Raw genomic sequence first — 26,738 nt, 5'->3', positions numbered from 1 at the left:
CTACAGGGATTGGTGTTGCCCACAGCATTTGTGTTTGGCACAAACCCTGTGGGCGGGCGTCAGATCAACCGCGGTGACGACCGCGGAAGTAGTTGATCAGGCCTTGGGTGGAAGCATCGTCAGCCGGGGATTCTTCGCTGCCGACCAGGCGGTTGTAGACGCCTTTGCCCAGCTCCTTGCCCAGCTCCACGCCCCACTGGTCGAAGGCATTGATGCCCCAGACCACGCTTTGCACGAAGACTTTGTGTTCGTACATCGCCACCAGCGCACCGAGACGACGGGGGCTGATGCGCTCGACCACGAGGGTGTTGCTCGGACGGTTGCCCGGGATCACCTTGTGCGGCGCGATTTTATGCACGTCTTCTTCGCTCATGCCTTTGTCACGCAGTTCGGCTTCGGCTTCGACAAGGGTCTTGCCGAGCATCAGAGCCTGGCTTTGCGACAGGCAGTTGGCGTACAGCCACTGGTGGTGGTCGGAGACCGGGTTGAAGCTGACAATCGGCACGATGAAGTCGGCCGGAATCAGTTGGGTGCCTTGGTGCAGCAACTGGTGATACGCGTGCTGACCGTTGCAACCCACGCCACCCCAGATCACCGGGCCGGTATCGGTGGACACTGGCGTACCGTCCTGGCGCACGCTCTTGCCGTTGGATTCCATGTCCAGCTGTTGCAAGTGCTTGGTGATGTTGCGCAGGTAGTGGTCGTAAGGCAGGATCGCGTGGCTTTGCGCACCCCAGAAGTTGCCGTACCACACGCCGAGCAACGCCAGCAGCACCGGCATGTTCTGTTCGAATGGCGCGCTCTGGAAATGCTGGTCCATGGTGTAGGCACCGGACAGCAGTTCCTTGAAGTTCGACATGCCGATGGCCAGTGCGATTGGCAAACCGATGGCCGACCACAGCGAGTAACGGCCGCCGACCCAGTCCCACATCGGGAAGATGTTTTCTTCGCGGATACCGAACGCCACGGCCGCCGCGTTGTTGCTGGATACGGCGATGAAGTGACGATACAGCTCGGCTTCCGAACCGCCCTGAGCCAGGTACCAGGCGCGAGCGGCCTGGGCATTTTTCAGGGTTTCGAGGGTGTTGAAGGATTTCGACGACACGATGAACAGCGTGGTTTCAGCGCGCAGCTTCATGGTCAGTTCGTGGAACTCACTGCCATCGATGTTCGCCAGGTAATGGCAACGCACGCCTTTCTGGGCGTAGGACAGCAGCGCTTCAGACACCAGCTCAGGGCCGAGGAACGAGCCACCGATGCCGATGTTCACCACGTCAGTGATCGGCTTTTCGGTGTAGCCACGCCACAGACCGTCATGGATGCGGCCGACGAGGTCGGTGATCTGGTTCAGCACTTTGTGCACTTCTGGCATCACGTTGACGCCATTCACCGACAGCTTGTCGCCAACCGGGCGACGCAGTGCGGTGTGCAGGGCTGGACGACCTTCCGACGAGTTGACGATTTCGCCGTCGAACAGCGATTTGATCGCGCCCTTGAGGTCGACTTCATTGGCCAGGCCCACCAGCAGATTGCGGGTCTCGGCGTTGATCAGATTCTTCGAGTAATCGAGAAACAGGCCGCAGCTGCTGAGGGTGAATTGAGTAAAACGCTGCGGATCGGCATTGAAGGCCTCGCGCATGCTGAAATCCTGCATGGCTTGGCGGTGGTCATTCAACGCTTGCCAGGCGGGCAGAGCGGTCACGTCGTGAGGAGTGCGGTAGTACGCCATCGCTGCGGGTTTCCTTTTTACTTGAACGGCTTTTTTGAACACTGAAAATCCCGGCGCGCCGTAGGCAGGCGTCCGGTCAACTGCGTCGACACGATAATGACACAGGGCGAATACAGTAAACCTCGCGCTGCGATCTGTCTTGACTTTGTCTAACACGTTCCCGGTACTTTTTTATACACAAAGCAGGGAACGGTTCGACAAACGGGAGGGGCGTCGGTTCGATCAGGCGACCTGAACCGGAATGGCATTGCTGGTATGGCTCAGTTCATTGCCCGGTGCCATGTAAAGCATGCGCGGTTTGAAGTTGAGCAGCTCGGCTTCGCTGTAATGGGCGTAGGCGCAGATGATCACACGGTCACCGACCTTGGCCTTGTGCGCGGCAGCACCGTTGACCGAGATCATCCGCGAGCCTTCTTCGCCACGAATCGCGTAGGTGGTGAAGCGTTCGCCGTTGTCGACGTTATAAATCTGGATCTGTTCGTACTCACGGATGCCGGACAAGTCCAGCCATTCGCCGTCGATGGCGCAGGAACCTTCGTAATCGAGTACGGCGTGAGTGACTTCGGCGCGATGCAGCTTGGCTTTGAGCATGATGGCGTGCATGAGTGTTTTCCCAGGTCGGAATCGAACGGCGGGCAGTTTGCCCGAAGGCATAAAAGGCAGCAATAAGGGAGCGAAGCCACGCAATTTTCTGTCGGAGCGAAGCTTGCTCGCGAACGCGGCGTATCAGTCGACACAAATGTCGAGTGTGACAGGCTGTTCGCGAGCAAGCTTCGCTCCTACAGGGGGGCGGTGCTTAGGCGGAGGCGTCGAGGTTCAGGTGCAGGTTGTCGATCAACCGTGTGGTGCCCAGGAACGCCGCAACCAATATCACCAGGTCCCGATCTTCCGGAGTCGCTGGGCGCAAGGTTTGCGCGTGACGAATCTCCAGGTAATCGGGGCGCAACCCGGCTGCTTCAAGCTGCTTGATCTGTGCGTCGATCAGCGCCGGGAAATCCCGCTCGCCCTGTTTGATCGCCTCGGCAATCTGGCACAGGCCGCGATACACCACCGGCGCAACGGCGCGCTGCTCTTCGCTGAGGAAACCATTGCGCGACGACAGCGCCAGGCCATCGGCCGCCCGAACGGTCGGTTCGCCAATGATCTGCACTGGCATGTTCAGGTCATGGACCAGGGATTTGATCACCGCCAGTTGCTGGAAATCTTTCTGGCCGAAGACCGCCAGGTCCGGCTGGACCATGTTGAACAGCTTGCTGACGACCGTCGCGACACCTTCGAAATGCCCGGGACGGCTGGCGCCGCACAGACCTTCGGAGAGTTGCGGGACGCTGACGCGGGTCTGGCCGGCCATGCCGTCGGGGTACATTTCTTCGACGGTGGGCGCGAACAGCAAGTGGCAACCGGCCTGGAGCAGTTTCTCCTGGTCAGCCGCCAGGGTCCGCGGGTACTTGTCGAGGTCTTCGCCGGCGCCGAATTGCAACGGGTTGACGAAAATGCTGGCGACTACGAAATCCGCCCGTTGGGTCGCTTTGGTAATCAGCGCGACATGACCGCTGTGCAGGTTGCCCATGGTCGGCACGAAGCCGATGCGCTTGCCTTCGCTGCGGGCGCGGGCCACGGCGGCCCGGAGTTCGCGTACTGTTTTTACGGTGTTCATGCAGAGAATCCGTGTTCGATCCCAGGGAAAGAGGCGGCTTTGACTTCACTGACGTAGGCGCTCAGAGCTGCGTGAATGCTGGTCTGGCCGTTCATGAAGTTCTTTACGAATTTAGGTACGCGACCGGTAATGGACAGGCCGAGCATGTCGTGCAGGACCAGGACCTGGCCATCGGTGTCACTGCCGGCACCGATACCGATCACCGGAATGCCCACTGCCTGGGTAATTTCCTGGGCCAATTCGCTCGGTACGCACTCAAGCAACAGCATGGCGGCACCGGCCTGTTCCAGCGCGATGGCGTCGGCGCGCATCTGTCGCGCCTGGTTCTCGCTGCGGCCCTGGACTTTGTAACCGCCCAGCATGTTCACCGATTGCGGTGTCAGGCCCATGTGCGCGCACACAGGGATGCCTCGTTCGGCCAGCAGGCGGATCGAGTCGGCGAGCCACAATGCGCCTTCAACCTTGACCATGTGCGCACCGGCCTGCATCAACAGGGCGCTGTTGCTCATGGCTTGTTCGGTGGTGGCGTAGGCCATGAACGGCAGGTCGGCGAGGATCAGCGCATCGGCGTTGCCGCGTTTGACGGCTGCCACGTGGTAAGCCATTTCCGCGGTGGTCACCGGCAGGGTGCTGTCGTGACCTTGCAAAACCATGCCGAGGGAGTCGCCCACCAGCAGCACTTCGACGCCAGCCTGATTGCAGGCGTGGGCGAAGGTCGCGTCATAGCAGGTCAGCATGGTGATTTTTTCACCTTTTTGCTTCAAACCTTGCAGAGTGGTCAGGGTGATGGCTGGCATGAAAAGTTCCTCATTCAGGCGCTTGGAAACTACTGCGAGTAACGCGCGTGATTCTTCGTTAAATACAGGCGCACGCTCTGATGTCGTGCTTTTAAGGCCTGGATTGCGCCCTTCAACGCCGTGTTGGCGGCAGCGGGACGCCTATAGTCGTGAGGAGAACTCGGGAAGTCAATTGCATGTGTTACCGCGTTGTTACGCGGGGGTGTTACCGGGGTAACTGATGCGATTCAGCAGCGGATTCTATGTTCAACACAAAAACCAATGTGGGAGTGAGCCTGCTCGCGATTGCGTCCTGACAGTCAACATCTTCGGTGAATGTTAAGTCGCTATCGCGAGCAGGCTCACTCCCACAGGGGATTTGCATTAATTCGGAGGGAGGCGTTCCAGGCCGACGAACGGACAGGCTGCGAGTAATGCCTTCAGGCTGCGGCCATCGGCCAGACGCAGCTCTGCAGGCGCCAGTTCGGCCAGCGGATACAGAACGAAGGCCCGCTCCTGCATATGGTAGTGCGGCACCTTGAGGCGCGGTTCGTCGATCAGCCGGTCGCCAAACAGCACGATGTCGAGGTCCAGCGTTCGTGGACCCCAACGCTCAAGACGCTCGCGGCCTTGTCCGTTCTCGATGGCTTGCAGCGCATCAAGCAGGTCCAATGGCGGGAGCGTGCTGTCGAGGGCGGCGACCGCGTTGGTGTAACGCGGCTGGCCGGGCAGAAGCGAGTCGCTTTGATAAAACCCGGACACCCCGACCAGTTGGGTCTGCGGCAACTGCGCCAGCGCCTCGACGGCGCTGCGCAATTGTTCGGCGGGGTCAGCCAGATTGCTGCCCATGCCGATGTAGATGCGTTCCATGGATTACTCGCCCGTAGCACTCGGTGCGCCGGCCGCGCGTTTGCGCTTGGCGCCACCGCTGCGACGCCGTTTGCGTGGTGCGCCGGTGCCTTCATCCTTGCCGCTGAGGTCGCGGATCATGTCCCGACGCTCACTGTCATTGGCGTCCTGATAGTCGGTCCACCATTCGCCCAGGCCATCGGTCTGCTCGCCAGCGCTTTCTCGCAGCAGCAGGAAGTCGTAACCGGCACGGAACCGCGGGTTGTCCAGCAACAGGTCGGCACGCTTGCCGCTGCGGCGAGGAAGCCGCTCCTGCATGTCCCAGATCTCGCGGATCGGCATGGTGAAGCGTTTCGGAATCGCGATCCGCTGGCACTGCTCGGCAATCAGCTCGTGAGCGGCTTCCTGCATCGCCGGAATCGGTGGCATGCCACGTTCTTGCAGGCGCAGGACGCGGGCCGGCAGGGCAGGCCACAGCAGGGCTGCAAACAGGAACGCCGGGGTCACCGGTTTGTTCTGTTTGATCCGCAGGTCAGTGTTGATCAACGCTTCGCTGATCAAGGTGTGGGTGTACGTCGGGTTGTATTCCAGAGCCTCGGCACTGGCCGGGAACAGCGGATCGAACAACTGCAGGTCGACCAGCATCTCGAAGGTGTCCGCGGCATGGCCGGAGAGGAACAGCTTGAGCACTTCTTCGAACAGACGGGCTGACGGGATCTCGCGCAGCATCGGCGCCAGGTCGCGGATCGGCAGGGCGCTGTGTTTTTCGATGCCGAAATTCAGCTTGGCGGCGAAACGCACGGCCCGCAGCATCCGTACCGGGTCTTCCTGGTAGCGTTGCTTCGGGTCGCCGATCAGGCGGATCAGGTGATTGCGGATGTCGTGTACGCCATTGGCGTAATCGAGAATGCGCTCGCTGACCGGGTCGTAATACAAGGCGTTGATGGTGAAGTCGCGGCGTTGCGCGTCTTCTTCCAGCGTGCCGTAGACGTTGTCGCGCAGGATGCGCCCGCTCTCGTTACGAGAAGACTGGTTGCTGTCTTCTTCCTCGTCGTTTTGCGGGTGATTGGCGCGGAAGGTCGCGACTTCGATGATTTCGCGGCCAAAGTGGATATGCACCAGCTTGAAGCGGCGACCGATGATCCGCGCGTTGCGGAATTCGGCCCGCACCTGCTCAGGCGTGGCACTGGTGGCGACGTCGAAATCTTTTGGCGTGATGCCAAGGAGCATGTCACGCACACAGCCGCCGACCAGGTAGGCCTGGTAACCGGCGTTCTGCAGGCGTTCGACGATGTTCACCGCGTAACGGCTGAATTGGGCCTTTTGCAGCGAATGTTGGCCGCTGTTGAGGACTTCAGGCGTACTGCGAATGTGTTGCGTATGACGCTTGGGAGAACGGAATGACTGGAACAACTTCTTCAGCATGGGATGCACTGTTTGAAGGAATGTTCGGCCATAACGAAGAATGACCGCATGATGGGCGGGGATTCTAGCATTTAGTCAGGGGATGGTGTAGGACACAGCAGATATGAGCTGTAAGCCGCAGGCTTCAAGCGGAAAACAAAGCCGATTTGGGTAGGTTTTTCGAATCGTAGAAACTACAAGGGGAGCCGAAGCTCCCCAAGAAAGTAGTTGCATGCTCTATTTTTATTTTTGAGTCGGGCTTTTTGTTTTTATTAAGTGCCCTCGCCATGAAGTGTTTCCTTCATGGCCCTCCCAATCGGGAGCCAAGAGCAAACGGATTGCTTTGGTCGCTGTGCTGCAGTGATCTTGCGATCCAACCAGTTCAGGCACTGTCTTGGGACAGTTTTTTATTATTCTCGGCCTGGTCGTGGGGCAAGCCCCAAATACAACGCCTCTCCAAAAGAATCAGTTAGCTGCGCCTCTCGCCGTCTTGTTTTTATTGTGCGTGAGTCGATTCGTCTTATTTTTATTGTCTTGTGCATTGCTTGTTATTGTTCTTGTACTAAACATATAGCAGGGTGCGTGCCAACTTTTGTGAGGCCCAGCAAAACAAGGGGTTAGGCGGGCTGGCAGGGTTTTCGAGGCCGAAAAAAAGCCTGGACTTCGTTACCGTAAGCCCCGGCTTCTGTTACGTGAAAAGACTGAGGTAACAGTTTTTTCACAAAGTCATGTGTTACCCGCACATCAGACAGGCGCGGTTCAGCTCTCGCTGGCAACCCCGGTCTTGCGCCGCGGGATACCCAGGCGCTGACGACGTTCCCACAGGCACTTGCGACTCACCCCGAGTTTGCGGGCCAGCTCGGTTTCCGTCATGTGGTCCTGATGCTCAAGCACGAAGTGCTGGAAGTAGTCTTCCAGCGACAGGTCTTCGGTCGGCTCATGATTGTTGTTGCTGGCGCCGTTGCCCTGTTGCGGCGGCAGACCAATGAAGTCGTCGTCTTCCAGGTCGCTCAGTTCGATGTCGATCCCCAGCAGCTCGGCGGAAATCTCCGGGCTCTCGCACAGGATGACGGCGCGCTCTACCGCGTTTTCCAGTTCACGAACGTTGCCCGGCCAGGAGTAATGACGGATCGCCTGTTCGGCATCCGCCGCGAATTTCAGGTCGGTGCGGTTGACCCGCGCGCTCTGTCGCGCCAGGAAGGCATTGGCGATCTCGTTGACGTCGGCACCGCGCTCGCGCAGGGCCGGCAATTTCAGGGCGATCACATGGAGGCGGTAATACAAGTCTTCACGGAACTGACCGATCTTCGCCAGGCTCTTGAGGTCCCGGTGAGTCGCGGCGATCAGGCGCACATCGACTTTCTGTGACTGGACCGAACCGACCCGGCGAATTTCGCCTTCCTGCAACACGCGCAGCAAGCGGGCCTGGGCTTCCAGTGGCAGTTCGCCGATTTCGTCGAGGAACAAGGTGCCGCCGTCCGCCGCTTCCACCAGACCGGCACGCCCGGCGCTGGCGCCAGTGAACGCGCCTTTTTCGTGGCCGAACAGTTCGGACTCGATCAGGCTTTCCGGGATGGCTGCACAGTTCACCGAAATCATCGGTGCCTTGGCTCGTTTGGACAGGTTGTGCAGGGCGCGGGCCACCAGTTCTTTGCCGGTACCGGATTCGCCCTGGATCAGGACATTGGAATCGGTCGGCGCAACTTTGCGGATCTTGCTGTACAGGTCCTGCATCGGCGGGCACGAACCGATGATGCCGATTTCGCCGTTGCTGTTATCAACACCCGGTTTCGCCGCGCCATTGGCCGCTTTGCCGGTGGCAGGTTCACCGCCGGCCGGCAGCGATTGGCGGTCACGCAGGATACGGGCGACAGCCTGGAGCATTTCGTCGTGATCGAAAGGCTTGGCGATGTAATCCACCGCGCCCATCTTCATCGAGTCGACGGCCGAACGCAGGCTGGCGTAGCTGGTCATGATCAGCACCGGAGTGCCCTGGCCGAGTTTGATCAACTCGGTGCCCGGAGCGCCCGGAAGACGCAAGTCGCTGACGATCAGGTCGAACGTGGGAATGGTGAAGCGTTCTTGTGCTTCCTGCACTGAACCGGCTTCGCTGACCTGGTACTGGTTACGTTCCAGCAGGCGGCGCAAGGCGGAGCGGATAATTGTTTCGTCTTCGACGATCAAAATGTGCGGCATTGATTCGATACTCTCGACGGTCTCAGTTCACAGCGGACGTCGCTTCGACATGACGCGGCAAGGTCACCCGAATACGGGTGCCGCGTTGGCTTTGTACATCAGCCGGGCTGTCGATGGTGATTTGTCCATAATGCTCTTCAACGATGGAATAGACCAGTGCAAGGCCCAGACCGGTGCCTTCGCCAGGATCCTTGGTGGTGAAGAAAGGTTCGAACAATCGGTCCATGATGTTCTTCGGAATACCGCTGCCTTCGTCTTCCACGATCAGATCGACCGTGTGTTCGCCGGCTTCGCTCTTGACCCGCACCGCACTGCCGGGAGGCGAGGCGTCACGGGCGTTTGAGAGCAGGTTGATCAATACCTGGGCGAGGCGTTGCGGATCGCCTTCGACCCAATGATCGGGGTCGCACAGGTTATAGAACTGCACTTCGAAATTGCGTCGGTTCAGGGCCAGCAAACCGATGGCATCCTGAGCCACTTCAGCCAGACAGACGGGCTCGTCGCTGTGCTGGTGACTGCCGGCGTGGGCGAAGCTCATCAGCGACTGAACGATGCGCGAAACGCGTTTGGTCTGCTCGAGGATCTGACCGCTGATTTCCTTCAGTTCGCCATCGTCTTCGCGTTCTTCGCGCAGGTTCTGCGCCAGGCACGCGATGCCGGTGATCGGGTTGCCGATTTCATGAGCCACACCCGCCGCGAGTCGCCCGATGCTGGCCAGGCGCTCGGAGTGCACCAGTTTGTCTTCGAGCATCTGGGTTTCGGTCAGATCTTCCACCAGCAACACCAGGCCACTGTTACCCGGTGCGAGCGGTTCATCAATGGCCGCTTTGTGCAGGTTCAGCCAGCGGGTCTGGCCATCAAGGGCCAGGTGCTGTTTGTGCAAATGCTCGTCCGGCAGATTGATGAAGCCTTGCAGCAGTTCTTTCCACGGATCGGCGATGGTGCTCAGGCGCGAGCCGACCACACGCTGCGCGGCAATCCCGGTCAGCTCCTCCATGGCTTTGTTCCACATGAGGATTTCCTGATCCTTGGCCAGCGAGCAAACGCCCATCGGCAATTCCTGCAAGGTCTGGCGGTGATAGCGGCGCAGGGCATCGAGTTCGGCGGCAAGGCCGGTGAGGCGCGAGTGGTAGTCCTCGAGACGGCTTTCGATGAAGTGGATGTCTTCGGTGACGTAGTTTTCGCCGCCAGCCTTGTACGGCAGGAAGGTCTCGACCATGTCCTGCGCCACGCTCGGGCCCATCAGGCCGGAGAGGTTGGCTTCGATCCGGTCGCGCAAACGGCGCAAGGCATAAGGCCGGCGCTCGTCGAACGGCAGATAGAGATCACGCAGGGCCTGCTCGACTTCTTTCTGTGCGGCCTTGGCGCCCAGGGGCTTGGCCAGCTGCGTGGCGAACTCCTGAGGCGAGGCGGCGTGCAGTTCGCGGCGCTGCGGGCGACGCACGTTGTCCACGGCGCAGGCTTCGGCGGCGCTGGCCTCTTCGGGGCTGGCGTTGGTGAACAGTGAGATCAGGGTGAACATCAGCACGTTGGCGGCCAGGGACGCGATCGCGGCCATGTGCCAACTGGTGTCGTCCAGCACGTAGATCATGTTCAACAGCGGAATGTAGAAGCCCTGCAGATTGCCGACCAGCGGCAACAACATGGTCACCAGCCACACGAGGATACCCGCCAGCAAACCGGCGATGAAGCCGCGGCGGTTGGCGGTCGGCCAATACAGGACCGACAGGACCCCCGGAAGAAATTGCAGCGTGGCCACAAACGCGACGATGCCGAGGTTGGCCAGGTCCTGTTCGGCGCCCAGCAACAGGTAGAAACCGTAACCGGCCATGATGATCGCAACGATCAGCGCCCGGCGGGTCCACTTCAACCAGCGATAGATGTTGCCTTCGGCCGGCGGTTGGTAGAGCGGCAGCACCAGATGGTTCAGCGCCATCCCGGACAGCGCCAGGGTGGTGACGATGATCAGTCCGCTCGCGGCCGACAACCCGCCGACGTACGCCAACAACGCCAAGGCTTTGCTGTTGGCGGCGATGCCGATGCCCAGGGTGAAATATTCCGGGTTGGTAGTGGCGCCGAGTTTCAGTCCGGCCCAGAGAATCAGCGGCACCGCCAGGCTCATCAACAGCAGGAACAGCGGCAGACCCCAGCTGGCACTGACCAGCGAGCGCGGGTTGAGATTCTCGGTAAAGGTCATGTGGTACATGTGCGGCATCACAATCGCCGAGGCGAAGAACACCAGCAGCAGCGTTCGCCACGGGCCTTCCTGCAAGGGCGTGTGCAAGGCAGCGAGGGCGGTCTGGTTTTGCAGTAGCCACAGTTCCAGCTGTTGCGGGCCGTCGAACACGCCATAAAGGGCATAGAGGCCGACACCGCCAATGGCGATCAGCTTGATCACCGACTCGAAGGCAATCGCGAACACCAGGCCTTCATGTTTCTCGCGGGTGGCGATGTGGCGCGAGCCGAAGAAGATCGTGAACAGGGTAATCAGCGCGCAAAAGCTCAAGGCCACGCGATGCTGCACCGGCTCGCGGGTCAGGATGCCGATGGAGTCGGCCACCGCCTGGATCTGCAACGCCAGCAATGGCAGCACGCCGATCAACATGAAAATCGTGGTCAGCGCCCCGGCCCACGTACTGCGGAAACGGAAAGCAAACAGGTCGGCCAGCGACGACAGTTGATAGGTGCGGGTGATTTTCAGGATCGGGTACAGCAACACCGGCGCCAGCAAAAACGCCCCGGAGACCCCGAGGTAACTGGACAGAAAACCGTAGCCGTACTGATAGGCCAGGCCCACCGTGCCGTAAAACGCCCAGGCACTGGCATACACCCCCAGCGACAGGGTGTAGGTCAGCGGGTGGCGAATGATCGCCCGGGGATCATGCCCCGTTCGCTGATCCAGGCGACGCCGAACAGCACCGCCAGGTACGCGGCGCTGATCAGGATCATCTGGGTCAGGCTAAAGCTCATCGGCATCTTTTTGGCTCTGCAGGATGAAGGTCACGACGATCAGAATCAGCCAGAGCAGATAAGGGCGATACCAGGCGCCAGTGGCGTCGATCCACCAATCCATGATGGCCGGGGAGAACAGGTAAATCCCCACTACCAGGAGCAGGACCAAGCGATAGATGTACATCCCGGCCTCTCTTTTTTATGCGCGTGCCCGAAAACGTGCGGCGATGGTAACGGATGGGCGCGCCACTGCAAGTGTGATCACTGTAGTTGCGCTTCGGGCAGGGTCAGTGTGCGCGGGATTAATAACGCATCCCAGTGGGCGATGCCCCAATCCAGCACTTCGCGGGGGGTGGCGTAAGCCAGTTCAGCACCGGGGTTTTGCCCCAATGCGCGCAACGCACGCAGCAACAAAGGGGTTGCCTGATCTTCGGTCAATGGCGGCGAGCGGTAGGACTTGCCGAGTTTATTGCCATCGGGCTGGGTAATCAGCGGGATGTGCAGATAACGCGGTTGAGGCAGGCCGAGCAGTTCTTGCAGGTAAAGCTGGCGCGGCGTGGAGTCGAGCAGGTCAGCGCCACGGACGATATCGGTGATGCCTTGCCAGGCGTCGTCCAGCACTACCGCCAGTTGATAGGCGTAGAGCCCGTCGCGGCGCCGGATCACGAAATCGCCGACGTCCCGGCCCAGGTGCTGGCGATATTCGCCTTGCACCCTGTCGATGAAGTGGTATTCCAGTTCGGGGACGCGCAAGCGAATCGCGGCATCTTCGGTGCCATGGCCGGCGTTGCGGCACAGGCCCGGGTAAATGCCGTGATACGGCTCCAATTGCTTGCGCGAGCAGGTGCAGGCGTAAGCGAGGCCTTGATTGAACAGGCGATTGAGGACTAAGGCGTAGGCGTCATGCCGATCGCTCTGGCGGACCACTTCCCCGTCCCACTCGAAACCGTAGCTTTCCAGGGCTTTCAAGATGGCTGCCTGGGCGCCGGGTTCTTCCCGTGGCGGATCGAGGTCTTCCATGCGCATCAACCAGCGCCCGCCCACCGCACGCGCGTCGAGGTACGAAGCCAGCGCCGCGACCAGCGAACCGAAATGCAGGTGGCCGCTGGGCGTGGGGGCGAAGCGGCCGATGTAGGTGGGGGAGGCGATGGCGGTCATAAGGCGGTGTCAGGCTGTCCAATCGTTTCGAGCATGGCTTGAAGCCGCCGTCGCGAGCAAGCTTCGTTCCTACAGAAGATCGTGCCAGCCTTTGTAGGCGCGAAGCTTGCTCGCGAAGGCAATGCCGAAGACGCAATAAATATCAGAAACAAAAACGGAGCGTTCGCACGCTCCGTTCTTCGTTCAAGGCGACATTACTTGCCGACTTGCTTTTCCTTGATTTCCGCCAGGGTCTTGCAGTCAACGCACATGTCGGCGGTAGGGCGGGCTTCCAGTCGCTTGACGCCGATCTCGACGCCGCAGGACTCGCACCAGCCATATTCTTCGTCTTCGATCAGCTGCAGCGTCTTGTCGATCTTCTTGATCAACTTGCGCTCGCGGTCGCGGGCACGCAGTTCAAGGCTGAACTCTTCTTCCTGGCTGGCACGGTCGGCCGGGTCAGGGAAGTTGGCCGCTTCGTCTTTCATGTGATCAACCGTGCGGTCGACTTCCTGCATCAAGTCCTGTTTCCACTTATTCAGGATCTTGGTGAAGTGAGCGCGCATGGGCTTGCCCATGTACTCCTCGCCCTTTACTTCTTTGTAGGGTTCGAAGCCGCTGATCGACTGGTTTTGCTGCTTTGCTTGGGTGGGCATGAAATGGACCGCCTCTACTCTTGTAATCCATTGCGCAGGATTGCTCCATCACCGACACCTGCCGGCCCTGCGGCTGCAAGCGGGCGAACTTACCAGATCAAATCGGGCCGCGCTACTCCCGGATGTCGAGGTAGTGGCCCAAAGGGCTTGCAAATGATCGCAAAGCCTTGTCTGGCGGCGATGGAGACCTGATCAATTATTGATTTTAGTCAAACCTGAGGTACACGCTTGAGTCGTTTACGGCCAAGTTATAACGCGTCTGACCGCTTTAGGTTCTCGCTCGTTCCAACGCTTGGGTAGAATCGATTTTTTTCTCCGTTGTAAGGAAGGCTAATGGCTCAGTCCTACAGTGCCCGCAGTCGCGCGATCGAACCTTTCCATGTCATGGCGCTGCTGGCGCGGGCCAATGAACTGCAAGCCGAGGGTCACGATGTGATCCACCTGGAAATCGGCGAGCCGGACTTCACCACCGCCGAGCCGATCATCCAGGCCGGCCAGGCAGCACTGACGGCGGGGAAGACCCGTTACACCGCTGCGCGCGGTATCCCCGAGTTGCGTGAGGCCATTTCGGGCTTTTATCAGCAGCGTTACGGGTTGAACATCGACCCGCAGCGAATCCTCATCACGCCTGGCGGTTCCGGCGCCTTGTTATTGGCCAGCGCCTTGCTCGTCGATCCGGGCAAACATTGGCTGCTGGCGGACCCGGGTTATCCCTGCAACCGGCATTTCCTGCGGTTGGTCGAAGGCGCCGCGCAACTGGTGCCGGTCGGCCCGGACGTTCGCTATCAGCTGACGCCGGACCTGGTGGCGCGCCATTGGGATCAAGACAGCGTCGGCGCCTTGGTGGCCTCACCCGCCAACCCGACCGGGACCATCCTGACCCGTGACGAACTGGCGGGCTTGTCGGTTGCGATCAAGGAGCGACACGGTCATCTGGTGGTGGACGAGATCTATCATGGCCTGACGTATGGCACCGATGCCGCCAGTGTGCTGGAAGTCGATGACAGCGCCTTTGTCCTTAATAGTTTTTCCAAGTATTTCGGCATGACCGGATGGCGGCTGGGATGGCTGGTCGCTCCTGAAGCGGCAGTCGGCGAGCTGGAAAAACTTGCGCAAAACCTCTACATCAGCGCCCCGAGCATGGCCCAGCACGCCGCGCTGGCCTGCTTCGAGCCGGCCACGATCAGCATTCTGGAAGAGCGTCGGGCCGAATTCGGTCGTCGACGGGATTTCCTGTTGCCGGCCCTAAGAGAACTGGGCTTCGGGATCGCAGTCGAGCCGGAAGGCGCGTTTTACTTGTACGCCGATATCAGCAAGTTCGGCGGCGATGCCTTCGCATTCTGCCGACATTTCCTCGAAACCGAGCATGTCGCCATTACCCCGGGCCTGGACTTTGGACGTTATCAGGCCGGGCACCATGTGCGTTTTGCCTACACCCAAAGCCTGCCGCGCCTGGAAGAAGCGGTCGAGCGGATCGCACGTGGATTGCGGAGCTGGCAAGGCTGATGCGTTTTCATCCTCCCCTCGAAGAAGGTCGCCTGATCCGTCGTTACAAGCGTTTTCTCGCCGATATCGAAACCGTTGGCGGCGAATTGCTGACAATTCACTGCCCGAACACCGGCTCGATGCTCAATTGCCAGGTGGAAGGTGGGCAGGTCTGGTTCAGCCGCTCCGACGACCCGAAGCGCAAATTGCCCGGCACTTGGGAAGTCGGCGAAACCCCGCAAGGCCGGTTGTTTTGCGTGAACACCGGGCGCGCCAACGGGTTGATCGAAGAGGCGTTGCGGGCGGGGGTGATTACCGAGCTGAACGGCTTTACCGAATTGAAACGCGAAGTGGCCTACGGACAGGAAAGCAGCCGCATCGATTTCCGTCTCGATTACCCGGGCGGGCCGGCGTATGTAGAGGTCAAAAGCGTGACCCTGGGCTTCGACGGTTCATCGGTGGCGGCATTTCCCGACGCAGTGACGCAACGGGGCGCCAAGCATTTGCGGGAACTGGCTCACTTGGCTCGGGACGGGATTCGCGCGGTGCAGTTGTATTGCGTCAACCTGACCGGCATTGAAGCGGTGCGTCCGGCAGAAGAGATCGATTCGGCCTACGCAGTAGCATTGCGAGAGGCGGTGGCATGCGGCGTCGAGGTAATGGCCTATGGCGTGCGATTGACCCATGAAGAGATGGTGGTCGATCGACGCCTGGAGGTGCTGCTGAACAGTTAAGGGTTGATCCAGATACCTTGTTCGTCTTCGCGGCAGGCAACGGGGGTGAGGGATTGTCCGGCGCACGGGCCGGCGACGCATTCGCCGTCTTCGATCAGGAACAGTGCGCCGTGGGTTGCACACTGGATCAGGCTGTTGCTGGGGTCGAGAAACTGATCGGGTTTCCATTCCAGCCCGACACCCCGGTGCGGGCAGCGATTGATGTAGACGTACACTTGGCCGCCCCGGCGCACAGCAAAAAGTTTCTGACTGTCGATGTCGAATCCGCGACTGCTGTTGTCAGCCAGTTCGGCACCTGTACAAATCAACTTCATGTCTATCCTCAGTGTCGGCGGCTCGTGACCGGATATGTCCGAGCTTGACGTTCAAATGCAAACAATTATCAAATGGCCGCTTCGCCCCGTCGGGTGCAGGTGCCGGATGCCGAGGATACTTGGCCTGTCATCTCGATGCCTGGGAAAACTTAAAAGGAAGCTGTTTATGCGCCTGAGTACCCGCGTTGTTGCGCTGTGTGTCGGACTCCTCGTCAGCCACCACGCCGCAGCGGCCGAGTTGCCACAGCGTTGGGTCAGTGCCGGTGGCGCCTTGTCGGAGTGGGTGAGCGCGCTGGGCGGTGAGTCAAAACTGGTCGGCGTCGATACCACCAGTCAGCATCCGGCCTCGTTGAAGGCGCTGCCGAGCATCGGTTATCAGCGGCAACTGTCGGCGGAGGGCATCTTGAGCTTACGCCCGCAGATCCTGGTCGGCACCGAAGAAATGGGGCCGCCGCCGGTGCTGTCGCAGGTTCGTAGCGCGGGCGTGCAGGTCGAACTGTTCTCGGCCCAGCCTGATCTGCCGACGCTGCAGGGCAATCTGGCGCATCTGGCCAAGTTGCTCGGTGCTGAAGACCGGGCTGCGCAATTGCTCCAGACCTACCAGCAGCAACTCGAACAGCAGAAGGTCCGGGTCACTCGCGCGCAGTTGAAGGAAAAATCGCCGGGCGTGCTGTTGCTGCTGGGCCATGCGGGCGGCAAGCCGCTTATCGCCGGCAAAGACACCGCCGCCGATTGGCTCATCCAAAAGGCCGGCGGGCACAATCTGGCCACGCACACTGGCTACAAACCCTTTTCCGTTGAGTCGCTGGTCAGTCTTGACCCCGACGTGCTGGTGTTTGCTGACCGAGCGATGACCGGCGATGCCGCGCGCGCGGCGTTGTTCAAGGAAAACCCGATTCTGTCCTCGACCCGTGCGGCCAGGGACGGACGCGTCATGGAGCTCGATCCGACCTTGTTGGTAGGTGGATTGGGGCCTCGGTTGCCCGATGCGTTGAAAACGCTGTCTGATGGTTTCTTCCCAGGCAAAACGACCCAATGACCGTTCTGGTTAAACCCCGTGCGTTGTTCATTGGCCTGAGCCTGCTGTGTTTAGTGGCGATCTGGCTGTCCTTGGCGCTGGGGCCGGTCAGCCTGCCTTTATTCGATACCCTACGTGCGGCGTTGCGCATGATCGGCCTGCCCATTGCCCCTGATGGGCTGGAGCAGGCCGAGCTGATCCTCGGGCAAATACGCCTGCCTCGAACCTTGTTGGGCCTGGCGGTGGGCGGCGTACTGGCGTTGTCCGGCGTGGCGATGCAGGGATTGTTTCGTAACCCGCTGGCTGACCCGGGGTTGGTCGGGGTGTCCAGCGGTGCTGCGCTGGGCGCTGCGATCGCGATTGTCGGTGGTTCGGTGTTTGGCGGTCTGCCTGAATCGTTCGGGCCTTATCTGTTGTCAGTGTGCGCATTTCTCGGCGGGTTGGGTGTGACGGCGTTGGTGTATCGGCTGGGTCGCCGCAACGGGCAGACGAACGTCGCGACCATGCTCCTGGCCGGTATTGCGTTAACGGCGCTGGCGGGGTCGGCGGTCGGTTTGTTCACCTATCTGGCCGACGACGCGACCTTGCGCACCCTCACGTTCTGGAACCTCGGCAGCCTGAACGGCGCCAGCTATTCACGGCTCTGGCCGTTGCTGCTGGTGAGCGCCGGTGTTGCGCTCTGGTTGCCGCGTCGTGCCAAGGCCTTGAATGCGTTGCTGCTCGGCGAGTCGGAGGCCGGTCATCTGGGCATTGACGTCGAAGGGCTCAAGCGCGAATTGGTGTTTTGCACCGCGCTGGGGGTTGGCGCGGCCGTGGCGGCAGCAGGGATGATTGGCTTTGTCGGTCTGGTGGTGCCGCATCTGGTGCGCCTGCTGGCCGGTCCTGATCATCGGGTGTTGTTGCCGGCCTCAGTGCTGGCCGGTGCCAGTCTCCTGCTGTTTGCCGACCTGGTCGCACGGCTGGCCTTGGCGCCAGCAGAGTTGCCGATCGGAATTGTCACGGCCTTCATCGGCGCGCCGTTCTTTCTGTATTTACTGCTCAGAGGGCGTGCCTGATGTTGCGAACCCAGAGCCTGCAAATCCGTCGAGGCGCAAAAATCGTTCTGACGGACATCACGCTTGAGCTCAAGCCCGGCGAAGTCCTCGGTGTGTTGGGGCCCAACGGTGCAGGCAAAAGCACCTTGCTCGGCGCCTTGTGCGGCGAGTTGAAGGCTGACCACGGCAGCGTCTGGCTCGATGAGCGCGAATTGAGCCATTGGACCGGCGCGCAGCGAGCCCAGCGACTGGCGGTCTTGCCGCAGGTGTCGACCCTGGACTTCGCCTTCCGTGTGGAGGAAGTGGTCGGCATGGGGCGTTTGCCTTATCAAAGCGGGCGGGTCCGGGATGACGAGATCGTCGCCGCCGCCTTGCACGCTGCCGATGCGGGACACCTGAGTGGCCGCAGCTATCTGGCGCTGTCCGGCGGCGAGCGGCAGCGGGTACACCTGGCGCGGGTACTGGCGCAGCTCTGGCCGGGGGAGGTGGGGCAGACGCTGTTGCTCGATGAACCGACTTCGATGCTCGACCCGCTGCACCAGCACACCACCCTGCAAGCAGTGCGCGAGTTCGCCGATCATGGCGCTGCGGTGCTGGTGATCCTGCATGATCTGAATCTCGCGGCGCGCTATTGTGATCGCCTGTTACTGCTCGAAGGTGGGCGGCCCGTGGCGCTGGACACCCCTGAGCACGTCTTGCGCCCGGAACCACTCAAAGCGGTATTCGGGCTGGAAGTGCTGGTGCAGCGGCATCCGGAGCGTGGTCATCCGCTGATCATCGCCCGCTGAGAAAGACATCGAGGTGAGCATGCGAGGAATTTTGCTACTGGCGGTCGTGTTGTTGAGTGCCTGCCAGCACGTTTCGGCACCGCCTCCGGTCGTCGGTGATATTCAGGACCTGCGCAGTGGCCAGATCCTGACACCCGCGGAGTTGGTCGAACGGTTGGCCGTGCCGTCGCGGCTGATCGTCGGTGAGCAGCACGACAATTCTGATCACCATCAACTGCAATTGTGGTTGCTACAGGCGTTGGGCGAACGTCGACCCCAAGGCAGTCTGTTGCTGGAAATGCTCACGCCGGATCAACAATCGCGCGTCGATGACATTCGCCGTGCCTCGACGCTACCCGCAGATCTTCCCGGCGCGTTGAACTGGCAGTCGGGGTGGGACTGGAATCTGTACGGGCCGATCGTGCGCTTTGTGCTGACTCAACCCTACCCGTTGTTGGCGGCCAATCTGGACACTCTTGAAGTCCGTACTGTTTATGCCAAGCCACCGACATTAAACGGTCGGCTTTCCAATGCTCCGTCGGTCAAGGATGAGTTGCTGGCGCAGATCAACGACTCCCATTGCGGCTTGCTGCCCACCTCGCAGATGCCCGCGATGCTGGCGGTCCAGCAACAACGTGATCGTCGGATGGCCGAGCGCTTGTTGTCGGCACCGACGCCTTCGCTGCTGTTTGCCGGCGCTTACCACGCGCGCAAGGATGTTGGCGTGCCGATCCACGTCCTTGATCTTGGCGAGCCTGAAGCACTGAAGGTGTTGATGCTGGCGGAGGAGGGGGGTGAGGTCACGTCGGCCATGGCTGATTACGTCTGGTACACGCCTGCCACGCCGGCTCAGGATTACTGTGCGCAAATGCGTAAGCAGTTCGGGAAGTAAGCGTAAGCGGTCGACTTTTCCACAGGCAAAAAAAGACCCGGCAAGAGCCGGGTCAAATAACCGTGATTAGCCTGATGAGGAGATATCTGAGAGTCCGAACCAAGGGCTTTTCAAATATCGACCAGTCTCGCGACCAGTTGTGATAATCATAGCGATTCTCATTACCAAGTCAACCGCTGTTTTTTTGATTTCTTTGCATTCCCCTTTTTCCTTGCGCGAAAGCCCGTAATCATTGCGCCTGAGTCGGTAATCCTGAGGCGAATCTGCCTGTTCAGTTCTTGTGACGGGACGAGATGGCTTCCAGTTGTTTGTTCAAGGCTTCTTTGCGATCAGCTGGAATGTCGTTCCAGTGCACGTCCATCAGCGCGCCTTCGATCGCATACAACAACACCTTGGACGCCCGGAACCCGCGCGTACGCACGGCCCGATAAGCATCCACCGCTCCCAGGCGGCGCAAGTCCGACGCGCTGTGGATGCCCACGGCATGCAGCCACTGTGCCGACGTCTTGCCAAGATTCTTCAGGTGTTGCAGTTCATCATTCATCAAGCCTCCTTGCGACGGCCGAACGGTGCGTGGGCGAGCCTCTCAGGAGTGTAGCCATCAGTAGGAAAAGCGTGATTGTTTGGTCGGTTTCGACGCAAAAGCTTCTAAGAGGAAGACTCAGATAGCTGCGTGAAGGTCTGCGGGAGCAGTCGGAGGAAGCGCGGAGGAATCAACTTTCCCGACAAAAAATCCAGCGCCCAGCGCGAAGCGGGGGCGCTGGACTTGTCAGGTAGAACGTCGTTTTTAGCGGGTGCGATAACGCAGGCGAGTACCGAAATTCATCGACATCAGGATCTCGTCAGCACTCAGTTCTGGCGGAAAGTAGGCGCCGGAGATCTGTGCGTGAGCCAGGCTTGCGCCTTCCAGGCAGGAGTTGCGGAAGTCGATACCACGCAAATCAGCGGAGCGGAAGTAGGCATCGGTGAAATCGACGCCATCGGCGTTCAGCTCACGCAGGTCCAGACCACGAAAATCGCCGCCGACCATGTCGACAGAGGCATGACTGGCGCGCTCGGCATTGAAGCCTGCGATGTCGTCTTTGTGCAGCAAGGCATAAAGCGGGGTGTCGAGAAGTTTCGGCTGGCTCATGTCGCATCACCTGATGGTTTTATGACGCCAGTATAGTGCCACTATTTGGCAGCCGTGAAGCCGGCGATGGCTTCACGGCTGAAATAGTTTTTACAGGCCCGGCATGCGCTGGCGAATCTGTGCAACAACGGTGTCGAGCGTCCCGCTTTCATTGGTCTGGACGCGTTTGCTGCACAGAATTTCTGCTGGCGTCAGGGGCTCACGGCTCGCCTGCTGGGCGGCGATAACAGCGAGGTTGGCGTCGGACGGATCCTTTTGGTCTGCCTGACGCAAGGCCAGCCAGCTCTCGATGACTGCTTGTGGTGCATTGCAATCGAGGATCAGGAACGGTGCCCCGGTGGCTTCGGCGATTTTCGCCGCGCCGTCACGCTGAGCGCGCTTGAGGTATGTCGCATCGATGACCACCGGGAAACCGGCGCGCAGGATGACCGCGGCAATTTCATGCAGGCGGCTGTAAGTGGCGGCGCTCGCGTCGGCACTATAAATGCCGGCCTGCGGGTCATTCGGTACGGTTTGCTCGCCGAACAAACGCTTGCGTTCAACATCCGAACGCAGGCGAATGGCGCCCAGCGCTTCCACCAGGCGCATGGCGACGTGGCTTTTGCCGACAGCGGAAACGCCGTGGGTAATCGCCATGAACCGCGAAGGAATGGTGCTGTAGCTTTCTGCCAGGTTGGCGTAGTTGCGGTACTGACGCAGGGTGGTGGCGCGTTGCACCGGGTCGGCTTCGGCCGGCATGCTGAACAGGCTGACCTTGGCGCGAACCAGTGCGCGGTACGCTTTGTAGAAGTTCAGTAGCTCAAGGCCCTGATAGTCGCCGGTCAGTTCCAGGTACTGGCTGATGAAACGACGCGCCAGGCTTTTCAGGCCGCGATCTTCCAGGTCCATGGCCAGGAAACCGGTGTCGGCATAAACGTCGGTGAAGCGGAACGGTTCGTTGAACTCGATGCAGTCGAAGATCACGACCTTGCCATCGATCACGGTGGCGTTGCCCAGGTGGATGTCGCCGTGGCATTCGCGGATGAAGCCTTCAGCCTTGCGCTGGGCGAACAGCGGCTTCAGGCGTTCGAAGCTGCTTTCGGCCCAGGCTTGCAACGCATCAAGTTGCAGCAGATCGGCCTTGTCGCTGAGGAAAGGGCGGATCTGTTCGAAGTTCTGGCGTACCGGTGCCATCACGCTGTTCGGGGTGCCGGCTTCGTGTTCGCCAGGCACTTTCGGTGCAGTGAGGTGGAATTGGGCGATCTGTGCGGCCATCTCGTCGATGTGCGCGGTGGTCAACTCACCATTGGCTTGCAGGGTGCTGAGCAACTGGCTTTGTGGGAATTGACGCATTTTCAGTGCGAAATCGACAACCGGACCTTCGCCGCCCAGTTGTGGCGCAGCTTCGCTGCCGGTGATCGGCAACACTTCCAGGTACAAATCGTGGGTCAGGCGCTGGTTGAGGCGCAGCTCTTCGCCGCAGAAATGCTCGCGAGCGTCGAGGCTGGTGAAGTCGAGGAAGCCGAAATTCACGGGCTTCTTCACTTTATAAGCAAAGGGACCGGTGAGGATGACCCAGGAGATGTGGGTCTCGATGACCTGGAACCCGTCGACAGGATGCGGGTAGAGGGCCGGGTTTTGCAGGGCGGCGATCAGGGACTGGCTCACAGGCGATCCTTCAGAGTCTGGGGAAAATTCACGGCCGCCATTATGGCTGCAAGTCCGTCTGACGCAAACCTCGGAGGGCTCCTGTTGAGTATGAATAAAGTGCGTATAATCCGCCGCCATGACTCGTACTCGATCCCCCCGTACCCCCAAAAAACCACCTTCCCGGGGCTTGAGCCCCTGGCTGGGCTGGGCCCTTAAACTCAGTCTGGTCGGCCTCGTGGTGCTCGCCGGGTTCGCGGTTTACCTCGACGCCGTGGTCCAGGAGAAGTTCTCCGGCAAGCGCTGGACCATCCCGGCCAAGGTGTATGCGCGCCCGCTGGAGCTGTTCACCGGCCAGAAGCTGAGCAAGGAAGACTTCCTCACCGAGCTCGACGCCTTGGGCTATCGCCGCGAAGCCGTGAGCAACGGCCCCGGCGCAGCGGCGGTCAACGGCAACACCGTCGACTTGAATACCCGTGGCTTCCAGTTCTATGAAGGCCTGGAAAAAGCTCAGCCGGTGCGCGTGCGTTTCTCCGGCGATTACGTGGCTGACCTTTCGGCGACCAACGGTTCGAAGCTTTCAGTCGTGCGTCTGGAGCCTCTGCTGATCGGCGGCATTTACCCGAAAAATCTTGAAGACCGCATTCTGATCAAAATCGATCAGGTCCCACCGTACCTGCTGGAAACCCTGGTCGCCGTGGAAGACCGGGATTTCTATAGCCACTGGGGCGTGTCGCCCAAGTCGATTGCCCGCGCCGTGTGGGTCAACACATCCGGCGGCAAGATGACCCAGGGCGGCAGTACGCTGACCCAGCAGTTGGTGAAGAATTTCTACCTGACCAGCGAACGCAGCCTGACCCGCAAACTCACCGAAGCCATGATGGCGATGCTGCTTGAGCTGCATTACGACAAACGGGAAATTCTTGAGGCGTACCTCAATGAAGTGTTCGTCGGTCAGGATGGGCAGCGCGCGGTGCACGGTTTCGGCCTGGCCAGCCAGTTCTTCTTCGGGCAGCCATTGTCCGAGCTGAAACTGCATCAAGTCGCCATGCTGGTGGGGATGGTCAAGGGGCCGTCCTATTACAATCCGCGTCGCAACCCGGAACGGGCGCTGGAGCGGCGCAATCTGGTGCTCGATGTGCTTGAGCAACAAGGCGTCGCCACCGCCGAGCAGGTCGCAGCGGCGAAGAATATGCCACTGGGCGTGACGACGCGCGGCAAGCTGGCGGACAGTTCATTCCCGGGCTTCCTCGACCTGGTTAAACGTCAGCTGCGCGAAGACTATCGCGACGAAGACTTGACCGAAGAAGGCCTGCGGATCTTCACCAGTTTCGACCCGATCCTGCAGATGAAAGCCGAAGCGTCGGTCAACGACACCTTTAAACGCTTGTCCGGACGCAAGGGTTCCGATGAGGTTGAGGCGGCGATGGTCGTGACCAACCCGGAAACCGGTGAAGTCCAGGCCATGATCGGCAGCCGTCAGGCAAGTTTCGCCGGCTTCAACCGGGCGCTGGATGCAGTGCGACCAATCGGTTCGTTGATCAAGCCTGCGGTTTATCTGACAGCCCTTGAGAAGCCGAGCCAGTACACGCTGACCAGTTGGCTGTCGGACGAATCCTTCTCGGTCAAAGGCGCGGACGGTCAGGTCTGGAAACCCCAGAATTACGATCGCCGTTCCCACGGTACGGTTTTCCTGTACCAAGGCCTGGCCCATTCCTACAACCTGTCAACGGCGCGCCTCGGGTTGGCGGTTGGCGTGCCGAATGTCCTGAAGACATTGGCGCGCCTGGGTGTCAGTCGCGAGTTCCCGGCGTTCCCTTCGATGTTGCTGGGGGCCGGTGGTCTGACTCCGATCGAAGTGGCGACCATGTACCAGACGCTGGCCAACGGCGGCTTCAATACGCCGATGCGCGGGATTCGTAGCGTATTGACCGCCGAAGGCGAGCCGCTCAAGCGTTATCCGTTCCAGATCGAGCAGCGTTTCGATCCGGCCTCCATCTACCTGATCCAGAGCGCCATGCAGCGAGTCATGCGTGAAGGTACCGGCAGTTCGGTTTACAACGTGCTGCCGAAAACCCTGACCCTGGCGGGTAAAACCGGTACCAGTAACGACTCGCGAGACAGCTGGTTCGCCGGTTTCAGCCAGGACTTGCTGGCGGTGGTGTGGCTGGGACGCGATGACAACGGCAAGACCCCGTTCACCGGTGCCACCGGTGCATTGCAGGTCTGGACCAGTTTCATGCGCAAGGCCGATCCATTGCCGCTGGACATGCCGCAACCGGACAATGTTGTTCAGGCCTGGGTCGATTCGCGGACCGGGCAAGGTTCCGACGGCAGCTGCCCAGGTGCCGTGCAGATGCCGTATATTCGCGGCAGCGAACCGCCTCCCGGCGCGGCTTGCGGTGGCGACAGTCCCGCATCCGGCGAAACGGTGATGGATTGGGTCAAGGGCTGGATGAATTAAGCAAAGAGGGTTTCAAGTGAACAAGTGGTTGATTCCAGCGGTTACCGCCGTGGCTTTGCTCAGCGGTTGTTCCTCCGTACAACGCGGTTCGATTCCGGTTGTGGACTCTGGCAGTGCTGTCTCCAACAGTGAGCGAGTGTCGGCAAATGGCGGATTCCGCAAGACGACGACTAAACGTCCTGTGCAAGCCCAGACTCAAGCGATTCCGCAAGGTGACACGGGTGTCGTCGTGATGGTGCCAGGTGGCGGCGCAGTGGCGTCGGCCCCGATCAGCACCGGTCCGATTACGCCTGGCCCGATTACCCCAGGGCCGATCGACACCTCGCCGGTACAGTCGGCACCGATCAATCAGGGCAGCTACAGCATGCCGTCGACGCCGAGCGGGATTCCTTCGGCGAGCTCCGGTGGATTGTCTGCCGATGAGCAACTGGACGGTCCGGTGCTGGCGCTGTTGACCACTGCTCAGCAGCAACAGGCCGGCGGCGATCTCAACGGTGCGTCCTCCAGCCTCGAGCGCGCCCAGCGAGTTGCACCGCGTGAGCCGCAAGTGCTTTATCGCCTGGCTCAGGTGCGCATGGCCCAAGGCGATGCGCCACAGGCTGAACAGTTCGCCCGTCGTGGCCTGACGTTCGCCAATGGTCGTCCGGCGCTTCAGGCCAGCCTGTGGGAACTGATCGCCCAGGCGCGTGAGAAACAGGGTGATTCCGCAGGTGCGGCACTGGCCCGTCAGAAGGCCAAGGTTGTGTCGTGATGGACGCACGCTTCCCCAAGATTGCCGAGCAACTGCTGTTGATCGAACGTGAGCTACGGGTTCAGGGTTGGTGGGATGACGTTTCGCCATCCGCTGAAGCGTTATCCAGCGTTGAACCGTTTTCGGTCGATACGCTCGATTTCGAGCAGTGGCTGCAATGGATCTTCCTGCCGAAGATGAAGGTCATCCTCGAACAGGATCTACCGCTGCCCAACGCATCGGGGATTCAGGAGATGGCCGAAATGGTCTTCGCCGCCCGCAATGTCCAAGGCAGGGACCGGCAGCTGCAGGTCTTGCTCAAAGAGTTCGATCTGCTGATCACCGCCTCTCGCTGAATCGGATACTGCCAGTGCCTACTGGCAGTTATCCGCAATCTGTTTCTGTGCTTCGGTAGTGCGCTCCTGACGTTGTTCATCGGTCAGGCGGCGCCTCTCACCGTCCACGTCCTCACGCAATCGCGGATTGTTCTGCAGCTGGGCCAGGTTCGTTCGCGCCTGCTCGCAGAATACCTTTAGCTGGGCTTGCTGCTCGGCAACCTGCTTTTTCACTGTGTTGTCGATGGCCTGTTGATCGCCAATCGCCGTGCTGCGCGTTGGTGCGGCGGGTTTGCCGGCAGGCGGGGAGGGCGTCACCACGGTGGTGGCCTCCTGGCCTTGAGGCGGTTGCGCGTCGAAGTGGGTAACGCCTTGGGCGTCGACCCATTTATAGATCTGAGCGGCCATACACAAAGGGCTGATCAGCAAAGTGACCATTAAGAACGTTCGCATGCCATTTCCTTGCCAGAGTTGCGCAATTGAAGCTAACACAGTTGCGGTTTAGCGGTTTTTTCTTGCTTTCTCATGTGCTTACTTCAATAAAGCACATAGACGGCTTGACTTGCAGAGGACGAAACAGAAGAATCCAAAGTCCGCTGTAGAGGGACTGCCAGAAGCAGACCCACTCAGCAGATCATGAGGCGCACATCCGCGCCGACCTGTTACACCCGCAACGCGTTACCTCGCGCTGGGTGGGAAAGGCCCGCAACACTTGGGACGATCCCAATACTTGCTCAGTCAGTGCTGACGTAGTCGGCGACCACCGTCGCTCATGCTCTGCTGAGAAGTAAACCTATTAAGACCCGTCCCCGTTTATGTGGGCGGTATTCTGGCGTTTTAGAGGTGAGCAA

At 60.2% G+C, this 26,738-nt stretch carries 24 protein-coding genes and 1 pseudogene; 9 read left to right on the top strand and 16 right to left on the bottom strand.

Going from position 1 to position 26,738, the window contains the following annotated elements; genetic code table 11:
• Positions 1 to 64: 64 nt before the first annotated feature.
• The 11 genes and pseudogenes from pgi to dksA all read right to left on the bottom strand — a co-directional run bounded on the left by pgi (position 65) and on the right by dksA (position 13,356).
• Positions 65 to 1,729 carry a glucose-6-phosphate isomerase gene (gene pgi / locus HP062_RS15790; protein WP_010467595.1) on the bottom strand — a complete coding sequence of 555 codons (1,665 nt, stop codon included), beginning with the start codon at positions 1,727 to 1,729 and terminating at the stop codon, positions 65 to 67.
• 222 nt (positions 1,730 to 1,951) lie between these two features.
• Positions 1,952 to 2,332, bottom strand: coding sequence for an aspartate 1-decarboxylase (gene panD / locus HP062_RS15785; protein WP_003228271.1), 381 nt, complete (start codon positions 2,330 to 2,332; stop codon positions 1,952 to 1,954).
• Positions 2,333 to 2,525: 193 nt separating this feature from the next.
• Positions 2,526 to 3,386: a pantoate--beta-alanine ligase gene (panC, locus tag HP062_RS15780; protein ID WP_172791651.1), complete on the bottom strand. Its 861-nt coding sequence runs from the start codon at positions 3,384 to 3,386 to the stop codon at positions 2,526 to 2,528.
• Positions 3,383 to 4,183: a 3-methyl-2-oxobutanoate hydroxymethyltransferase gene (panB, locus tag HP062_RS15775; protein WP_010467597.1), complete on the bottom strand. Its 801-nt coding sequence runs from the start codon at positions 4,181 to 4,183 to the stop codon at positions 3,383 to 3,385. Before panB ends, panC begins: the two co-directional genes overlap by 4 nt.
• Positions 4,184 to 4,546: 363 nt before the next feature.
• Positions 4,547 to 5,032 (bottom strand): 2-amino-4-hydroxy-6-hydroxymethyldihydropteridine diphosphokinase, encoded by a 486-nt coding sequence (folK, locus tag HP062_RS15770; RefSeq protein WP_077750274.1) that lies wholly within the window; start codon positions 5,030 to 5,032, stop codon positions 4,547 to 4,549.
• 3 nt (positions 5,033 to 5,035) lie between these two features.
• On the bottom strand, positions 5,036 to 6,436 hold the full coding sequence (locus HP062_RS15765) for a polynucleotide adenylyltransferase PcnB (protein ID WP_010467601.1): 1,401 nt from the start codon (positions 6,434 to 6,436) through the stop codon (positions 5,036 to 5,038).
• Between the two features lie 738 nt (positions 6,437 to 7,174).
• Positions 7,175 to 8,611, bottom strand: coding sequence for a sigma-54 dependent transcriptional regulator (locus HP062_RS15760; protein ID WP_010467604.1), 1,437 nt, complete (start codon positions 8,609 to 8,611; stop codon positions 7,175 to 7,177).
• A 22-nt stretch (positions 8,612 to 8,633) separates the two neighbouring features.
• Positions 8,634 to 11,587: pseudogene (locus HP062_RS15755) on the bottom strand (ATP-binding protein).
• A complete protein-coding gene (locus HP062_RS15750) occupies positions 11,571 to 11,747 on the bottom strand; it encodes a hypothetical protein (protein ID WP_003176118.1) in 177 nt (58 codons plus the stop codon). Before HP062_RS15750 ends, HP062_RS15755 begins: the two are co-directional and overlap by 17 nt.
• Positions 11,748 to 11,824: 77 nt before the next feature.
• On the bottom strand, positions 11,825 to 12,721 hold the full coding sequence (gene gluQRS, locus HP062_RS15745) for a tRNA glutamyl-Q(34) synthetase GluQRS (protein ID WP_077750276.1): 897 nt from the start codon (positions 12,719 to 12,721) through the stop codon (positions 11,825 to 11,827).
• Positions 12,722 to 12,915: 194 nt separating this feature from the next.
• Positions 12,916 to 13,356, bottom strand: coding sequence for an RNA polymerase-binding protein DksA (gene dksA / locus HP062_RS15740; protein ID WP_007902025.1), 441 nt, complete (start codon positions 13,354 to 13,356; stop codon positions 12,916 to 12,918).
• A 333-nt stretch (positions 13,357 to 13,689) separates the two neighbouring features.
• On the opposite strand from dksA, the gene HP062_RS15735 reads away from it, so the two are divergent.
• A complete protein-coding gene (locus HP062_RS15735; protein ID WP_010467611.1) occupies positions 13,690 to 14,862 on the top strand; it encodes a pyridoxal phosphate-dependent aminotransferase in 1,173 nt (390 codons plus the stop codon).
• On the top strand, positions 14,862 to 15,575 hold the full coding sequence (gene sfsA, locus HP062_RS15730) for a DNA/RNA nuclease SfsA (RefSeq protein WP_010467613.1): 714 nt from the start codon (positions 14,862 to 14,864) through the stop codon (positions 15,573 to 15,575). The genes HP062_RS15735 and sfsA overlap by 1 nt, the downstream gene beginning before the upstream one ends.
• Here sfsA and HP062_RS15725 read toward each other — a convergent pair.
• Positions 15,572 to 15,889: a Rieske (2Fe-2S) protein gene (locus HP062_RS15725; RefSeq protein WP_154913024.1), complete on the bottom strand. Its 318-nt coding sequence runs from the start codon at positions 15,887 to 15,889 to the stop codon at positions 15,572 to 15,574. The genes sfsA and HP062_RS15725 overlap by 4 nt on opposite strands.
• 166 nt (positions 15,890 to 16,055) lie before the next feature.
• Here HP062_RS15725 and HP062_RS15720 point away from each other — a divergent pair, with 166 nt between their 5' ends.
• Genes HP062_RS15720 through HP062_RS15705 form a run of 4 tightly spaced genes read left to right on the top strand, consistent with a single transcriptional unit; the run spans position 16,056 to position 19,600 of the window.
• Positions 16,056 to 16,928: a hemin ABC transporter substrate-binding protein gene (locus tag HP062_RS15720; RefSeq protein ID WP_172791650.1), complete on the top strand. Its 873-nt coding sequence runs from the start codon at positions 16,056 to 16,058 to the stop codon at positions 16,926 to 16,928.
• A complete protein-coding gene (locus tag HP062_RS15715; protein ID WP_145308742.1) occupies positions 16,925 to 17,962 on the top strand; it encodes an iron ABC transporter permease in 1,038 nt (345 codons plus the stop codon). Before HP062_RS15720 ends, HP062_RS15715 begins: the two co-directional genes overlap by 4 nt.
• A complete protein-coding gene (locus HP062_RS15710) occupies positions 17,962 to 18,729 on the top strand; it encodes a heme ABC transporter ATP-binding protein (RefSeq protein ID WP_102595141.1) in 768 nt (255 codons plus the stop codon). Before HP062_RS15715 ends, HP062_RS15710 begins: the two co-directional genes overlap by 1 nt.
• Before the next feature lie 19 nt (positions 18,730 to 18,748).
• Positions 18,749 to 19,600: a ChaN family lipoprotein gene (locus HP062_RS15705; RefSeq protein ID WP_145308740.1), complete on the top strand. Its 852-nt coding sequence runs from the start codon at positions 18,749 to 18,751 to the stop codon at positions 19,598 to 19,600.
• Between the two features lie 271 nt (positions 19,601 to 19,871).
• On the opposite strand, the gene HP062_RS15700 is transcribed toward HP062_RS15705, so the two are convergent.
• The 3 genes from HP062_RS15700 to HP062_RS15690 form a co-directional block, all read right to left on the bottom strand.
• Positions 19,872 to 20,144 carry a TfoX/Sxy family protein gene (locus HP062_RS15700; protein ID WP_010467623.1) on the bottom strand — a complete coding sequence of 91 codons (273 nt, stop codon included), beginning with the start codon at positions 20,142 to 20,144 and terminating at the stop codon, positions 19,872 to 19,874.
• 243 nt (positions 20,145 to 20,387) lie between these two features.
• On the bottom strand, positions 20,388 to 20,732 hold the full coding sequence (locus HP062_RS15695; RefSeq protein ID WP_010467624.1) for a pentapeptide repeat-containing protein: 345 nt from the start codon (positions 20,730 to 20,732) through the stop codon (positions 20,388 to 20,390).
• Between the two features lie 90 nt (positions 20,733 to 20,822).
• A complete protein-coding gene (locus HP062_RS15690; protein ID WP_172791649.1) occupies positions 20,823 to 22,379 on the bottom strand; it encodes a bifunctional aminoglycoside phosphotransferase/ATP-binding protein in 1,557 nt (518 codons plus the stop codon).
• A gap of 118 nt (positions 22,380 to 22,497) precedes the next feature.
• On the opposite strand from HP062_RS15690, the gene mrcB reads away from it, so the two are divergent.
• The 3 genes from mrcB to HP062_RS15675 are packed head-to-tail and all read left to right on the top strand — an operon-like array spanning position 22,498 to position 25,908.
• Positions 22,498 to 24,822 carry a penicillin-binding protein 1B gene (gene mrcB / locus HP062_RS15685; RefSeq protein ID WP_077750439.1) on the top strand — a complete coding sequence of 775 codons (2,325 nt, stop codon included), beginning with the start codon at positions 22,498 to 22,500 and terminating at the stop codon, positions 24,820 to 24,822.
• Between the two features lie 16 nt (positions 24,823 to 24,838).
• The gene (locus HP062_RS15680; RefSeq protein ID WP_010467627.1) at positions 24,839 to 25,573 is read left to right on the top strand and encodes a hypothetical protein; all 735 of its coding nucleotides are present in this window, start codon (positions 24,839 to 24,841) and stop codon (positions 25,571 to 25,573) included.
• On the top strand, positions 25,573 to 25,908 hold the full coding sequence (locus tag HP062_RS15675; RefSeq protein ID WP_010467628.1) for a YqcC family protein: 336 nt from the start codon (positions 25,573 to 25,575) through the stop codon (positions 25,906 to 25,908). Before HP062_RS15680 ends, HP062_RS15675 begins: the two co-directional genes overlap by 1 nt.
• An 18-nt stretch (positions 25,909 to 25,926) precedes the next feature.
• Here the strand turns inward: HP062_RS15675 and HP062_RS15670 are convergent, their stop codons facing one another.
• Positions 25,927 to 26,340, bottom strand: coding sequence for a DUF4124 domain-containing protein (locus HP062_RS15670; RefSeq protein WP_145308734.1), 414 nt, complete (start codon positions 26,338 to 26,340; stop codon positions 25,927 to 25,929).
• Between the last annotated feature and the right edge of the window lie 398 nt (positions 26,341 to 26,738).

The sequence above is a fragment of the Pseudomonas sp. B14-6 genome, from assembly GCF_013260315.1.
GTDB lineage: Bacteria > Pseudomonadota > Gammaproteobacteria > Pseudomonadales > Pseudomonadaceae > Aquipseudomonas > Aquipseudomonas mandelii.
This window is presented reverse-complemented; position numbering and strand designations above follow the sequence as displayed.

What these genes read in the sequence shown, in the direction of transcription:
- HP062_RS15710 (WP_102595141.1), top strand. Translation starts at nt 17,962, where the DNA reads ATGTTGCGAACCCAGAGCCTGCAAATCCGTCGAGGCGCAAAAATCGTT.
- HP062_RS15700 (WP_010467623.1), bottom strand. Translation starts at nt 20,144, where the DNA reads ATGAATGATGAACTGCAACACCTGAAGAATCTTGGCAAGACGTCGGCA.
- sfsA (WP_010467613.1), top strand. Translation starts at nt 14,862, where the DNA reads ATGCGTTTTCATCCTCCCCTCGAAGAAGGTCGCCTGATCCGTCGTTAC.
- HP062_RS15705 (WP_145308740.1), top strand. Translation starts at nt 18,749, where the DNA reads ATGCGAGGAATTTTGCTACTGGCGGTCGTGTTGTTGAGTGCCTGCCAG.
- HP062_RS15670 (WP_145308734.1), bottom strand. Translation starts at nt 26,340, where the DNA reads ATGCGAACGTTCTTAATGGTCACTTTGCTGATCAGCCCTTTGTGTATG.
- folK (WP_077750274.1), bottom strand. Translation starts at nt 5,032, where the DNA reads ATGGAACGCATCTACATCGGCATGGGCAGCAATCTGGCTGACCCCGCC.
- gluQRS (WP_077750276.1), bottom strand. Translation starts at nt 12,721, where the DNA reads ATGACCGCCATCGCCTCCCCCACCTACATCGGCCGCTTCGCCCCCACG.
- panD (WP_003228271.1), bottom strand. Translation starts at nt 2,332, where the DNA reads ATGCACGCCATCATGCTCAAAGCCAAGCTGCATCGCGCCGAAGTCACT.
- HP062_RS15675 (WP_010467628.1), top strand. Translation starts at nt 25,573, where the DNA reads ATGGACGCACGCTTCCCCAAGATTGCCGAGCAACTGCTGTTGATCGAA.
- HP062_RS15695 (WP_010467624.1), bottom strand. Translation starts at nt 20,732, where the DNA reads ATGAGCCAGCCGAAACTTCTCGACACCCCGCTTTATGCCTTGCTGCAC.
- panC (WP_172791651.1), bottom strand. Translation starts at nt 3,386, where the DNA reads ATGAACACCGTAAAAACAGTACGCGAACTCCGGGCCGCCGTGGCCCGC.
- HP062_RS15715 (WP_145308742.1), top strand. Translation starts at nt 16,925, where the DNA reads ATGACCGTTCTGGTTAAACCCCGTGCGTTGTTCATTGGCCTGAGCCTG.
- HP062_RS15735 (WP_010467611.1), top strand. Translation starts at nt 13,690, where the DNA reads ATGGCTCAGTCCTACAGTGCCCGCAGTCGCGCGATCGAACCTTTCCAT.
- HP062_RS15725 (WP_154913024.1), bottom strand. Translation starts at nt 15,889, where the DNA reads ATGAAGTTGATTTGTACAGGTGCCGAACTGGCTGACAACAGCAGTCGC.
- mrcB (WP_077750439.1), top strand. Translation starts at nt 22,498, where the DNA reads ATGACTCGTACTCGATCCCCCCGTACCCCCAAAAAACCACCTTCCCGG.
- HP062_RS15750 (WP_003176118.1), bottom strand. Translation starts at nt 11,747, where the DNA reads ATGTACATCTATCGCTTGGTCCTGCTCCTGGTAGTGGGGATTTACCTG.
- HP062_RS15720 (WP_172791650.1), top strand. Translation starts at nt 16,056, where the DNA reads ATGCGCCTGAGTACCCGCGTTGTTGCGCTGTGTGTCGGACTCCTCGTC.
- HP062_RS15765 (WP_010467601.1), bottom strand. Translation starts at nt 6,436, where the DNA reads ATGCTGAAGAAGTTGTTCCAGTCATTCCGTTCTCCCAAGCGTCATACG.
- dksA (WP_007902025.1), bottom strand. Translation starts at nt 13,356, where the DNA reads ATGCCCACCCAAGCAAAGCAGCAAAACCAGTCGATCAGCGGCTTCGAA.
- HP062_RS15760 (WP_010467604.1), bottom strand. Translation starts at nt 8,611, where the DNA reads ATGCCGCACATTTTGATCGTCGAAGACGAAACAATTATCCGCTCCGCC.
- pgi (WP_010467595.1), bottom strand. Translation starts at nt 1,729, where the DNA reads ATGGCGTACTACCGCACTCCTCACGACGTGACCGCTCTGCCCGCCTGG.
- panB (WP_010467597.1), bottom strand. Translation starts at nt 4,183, where the DNA reads ATGCCAGCCATCACCCTGACCACTCTGCAAGGTTTGAAGCAAAAAGGT.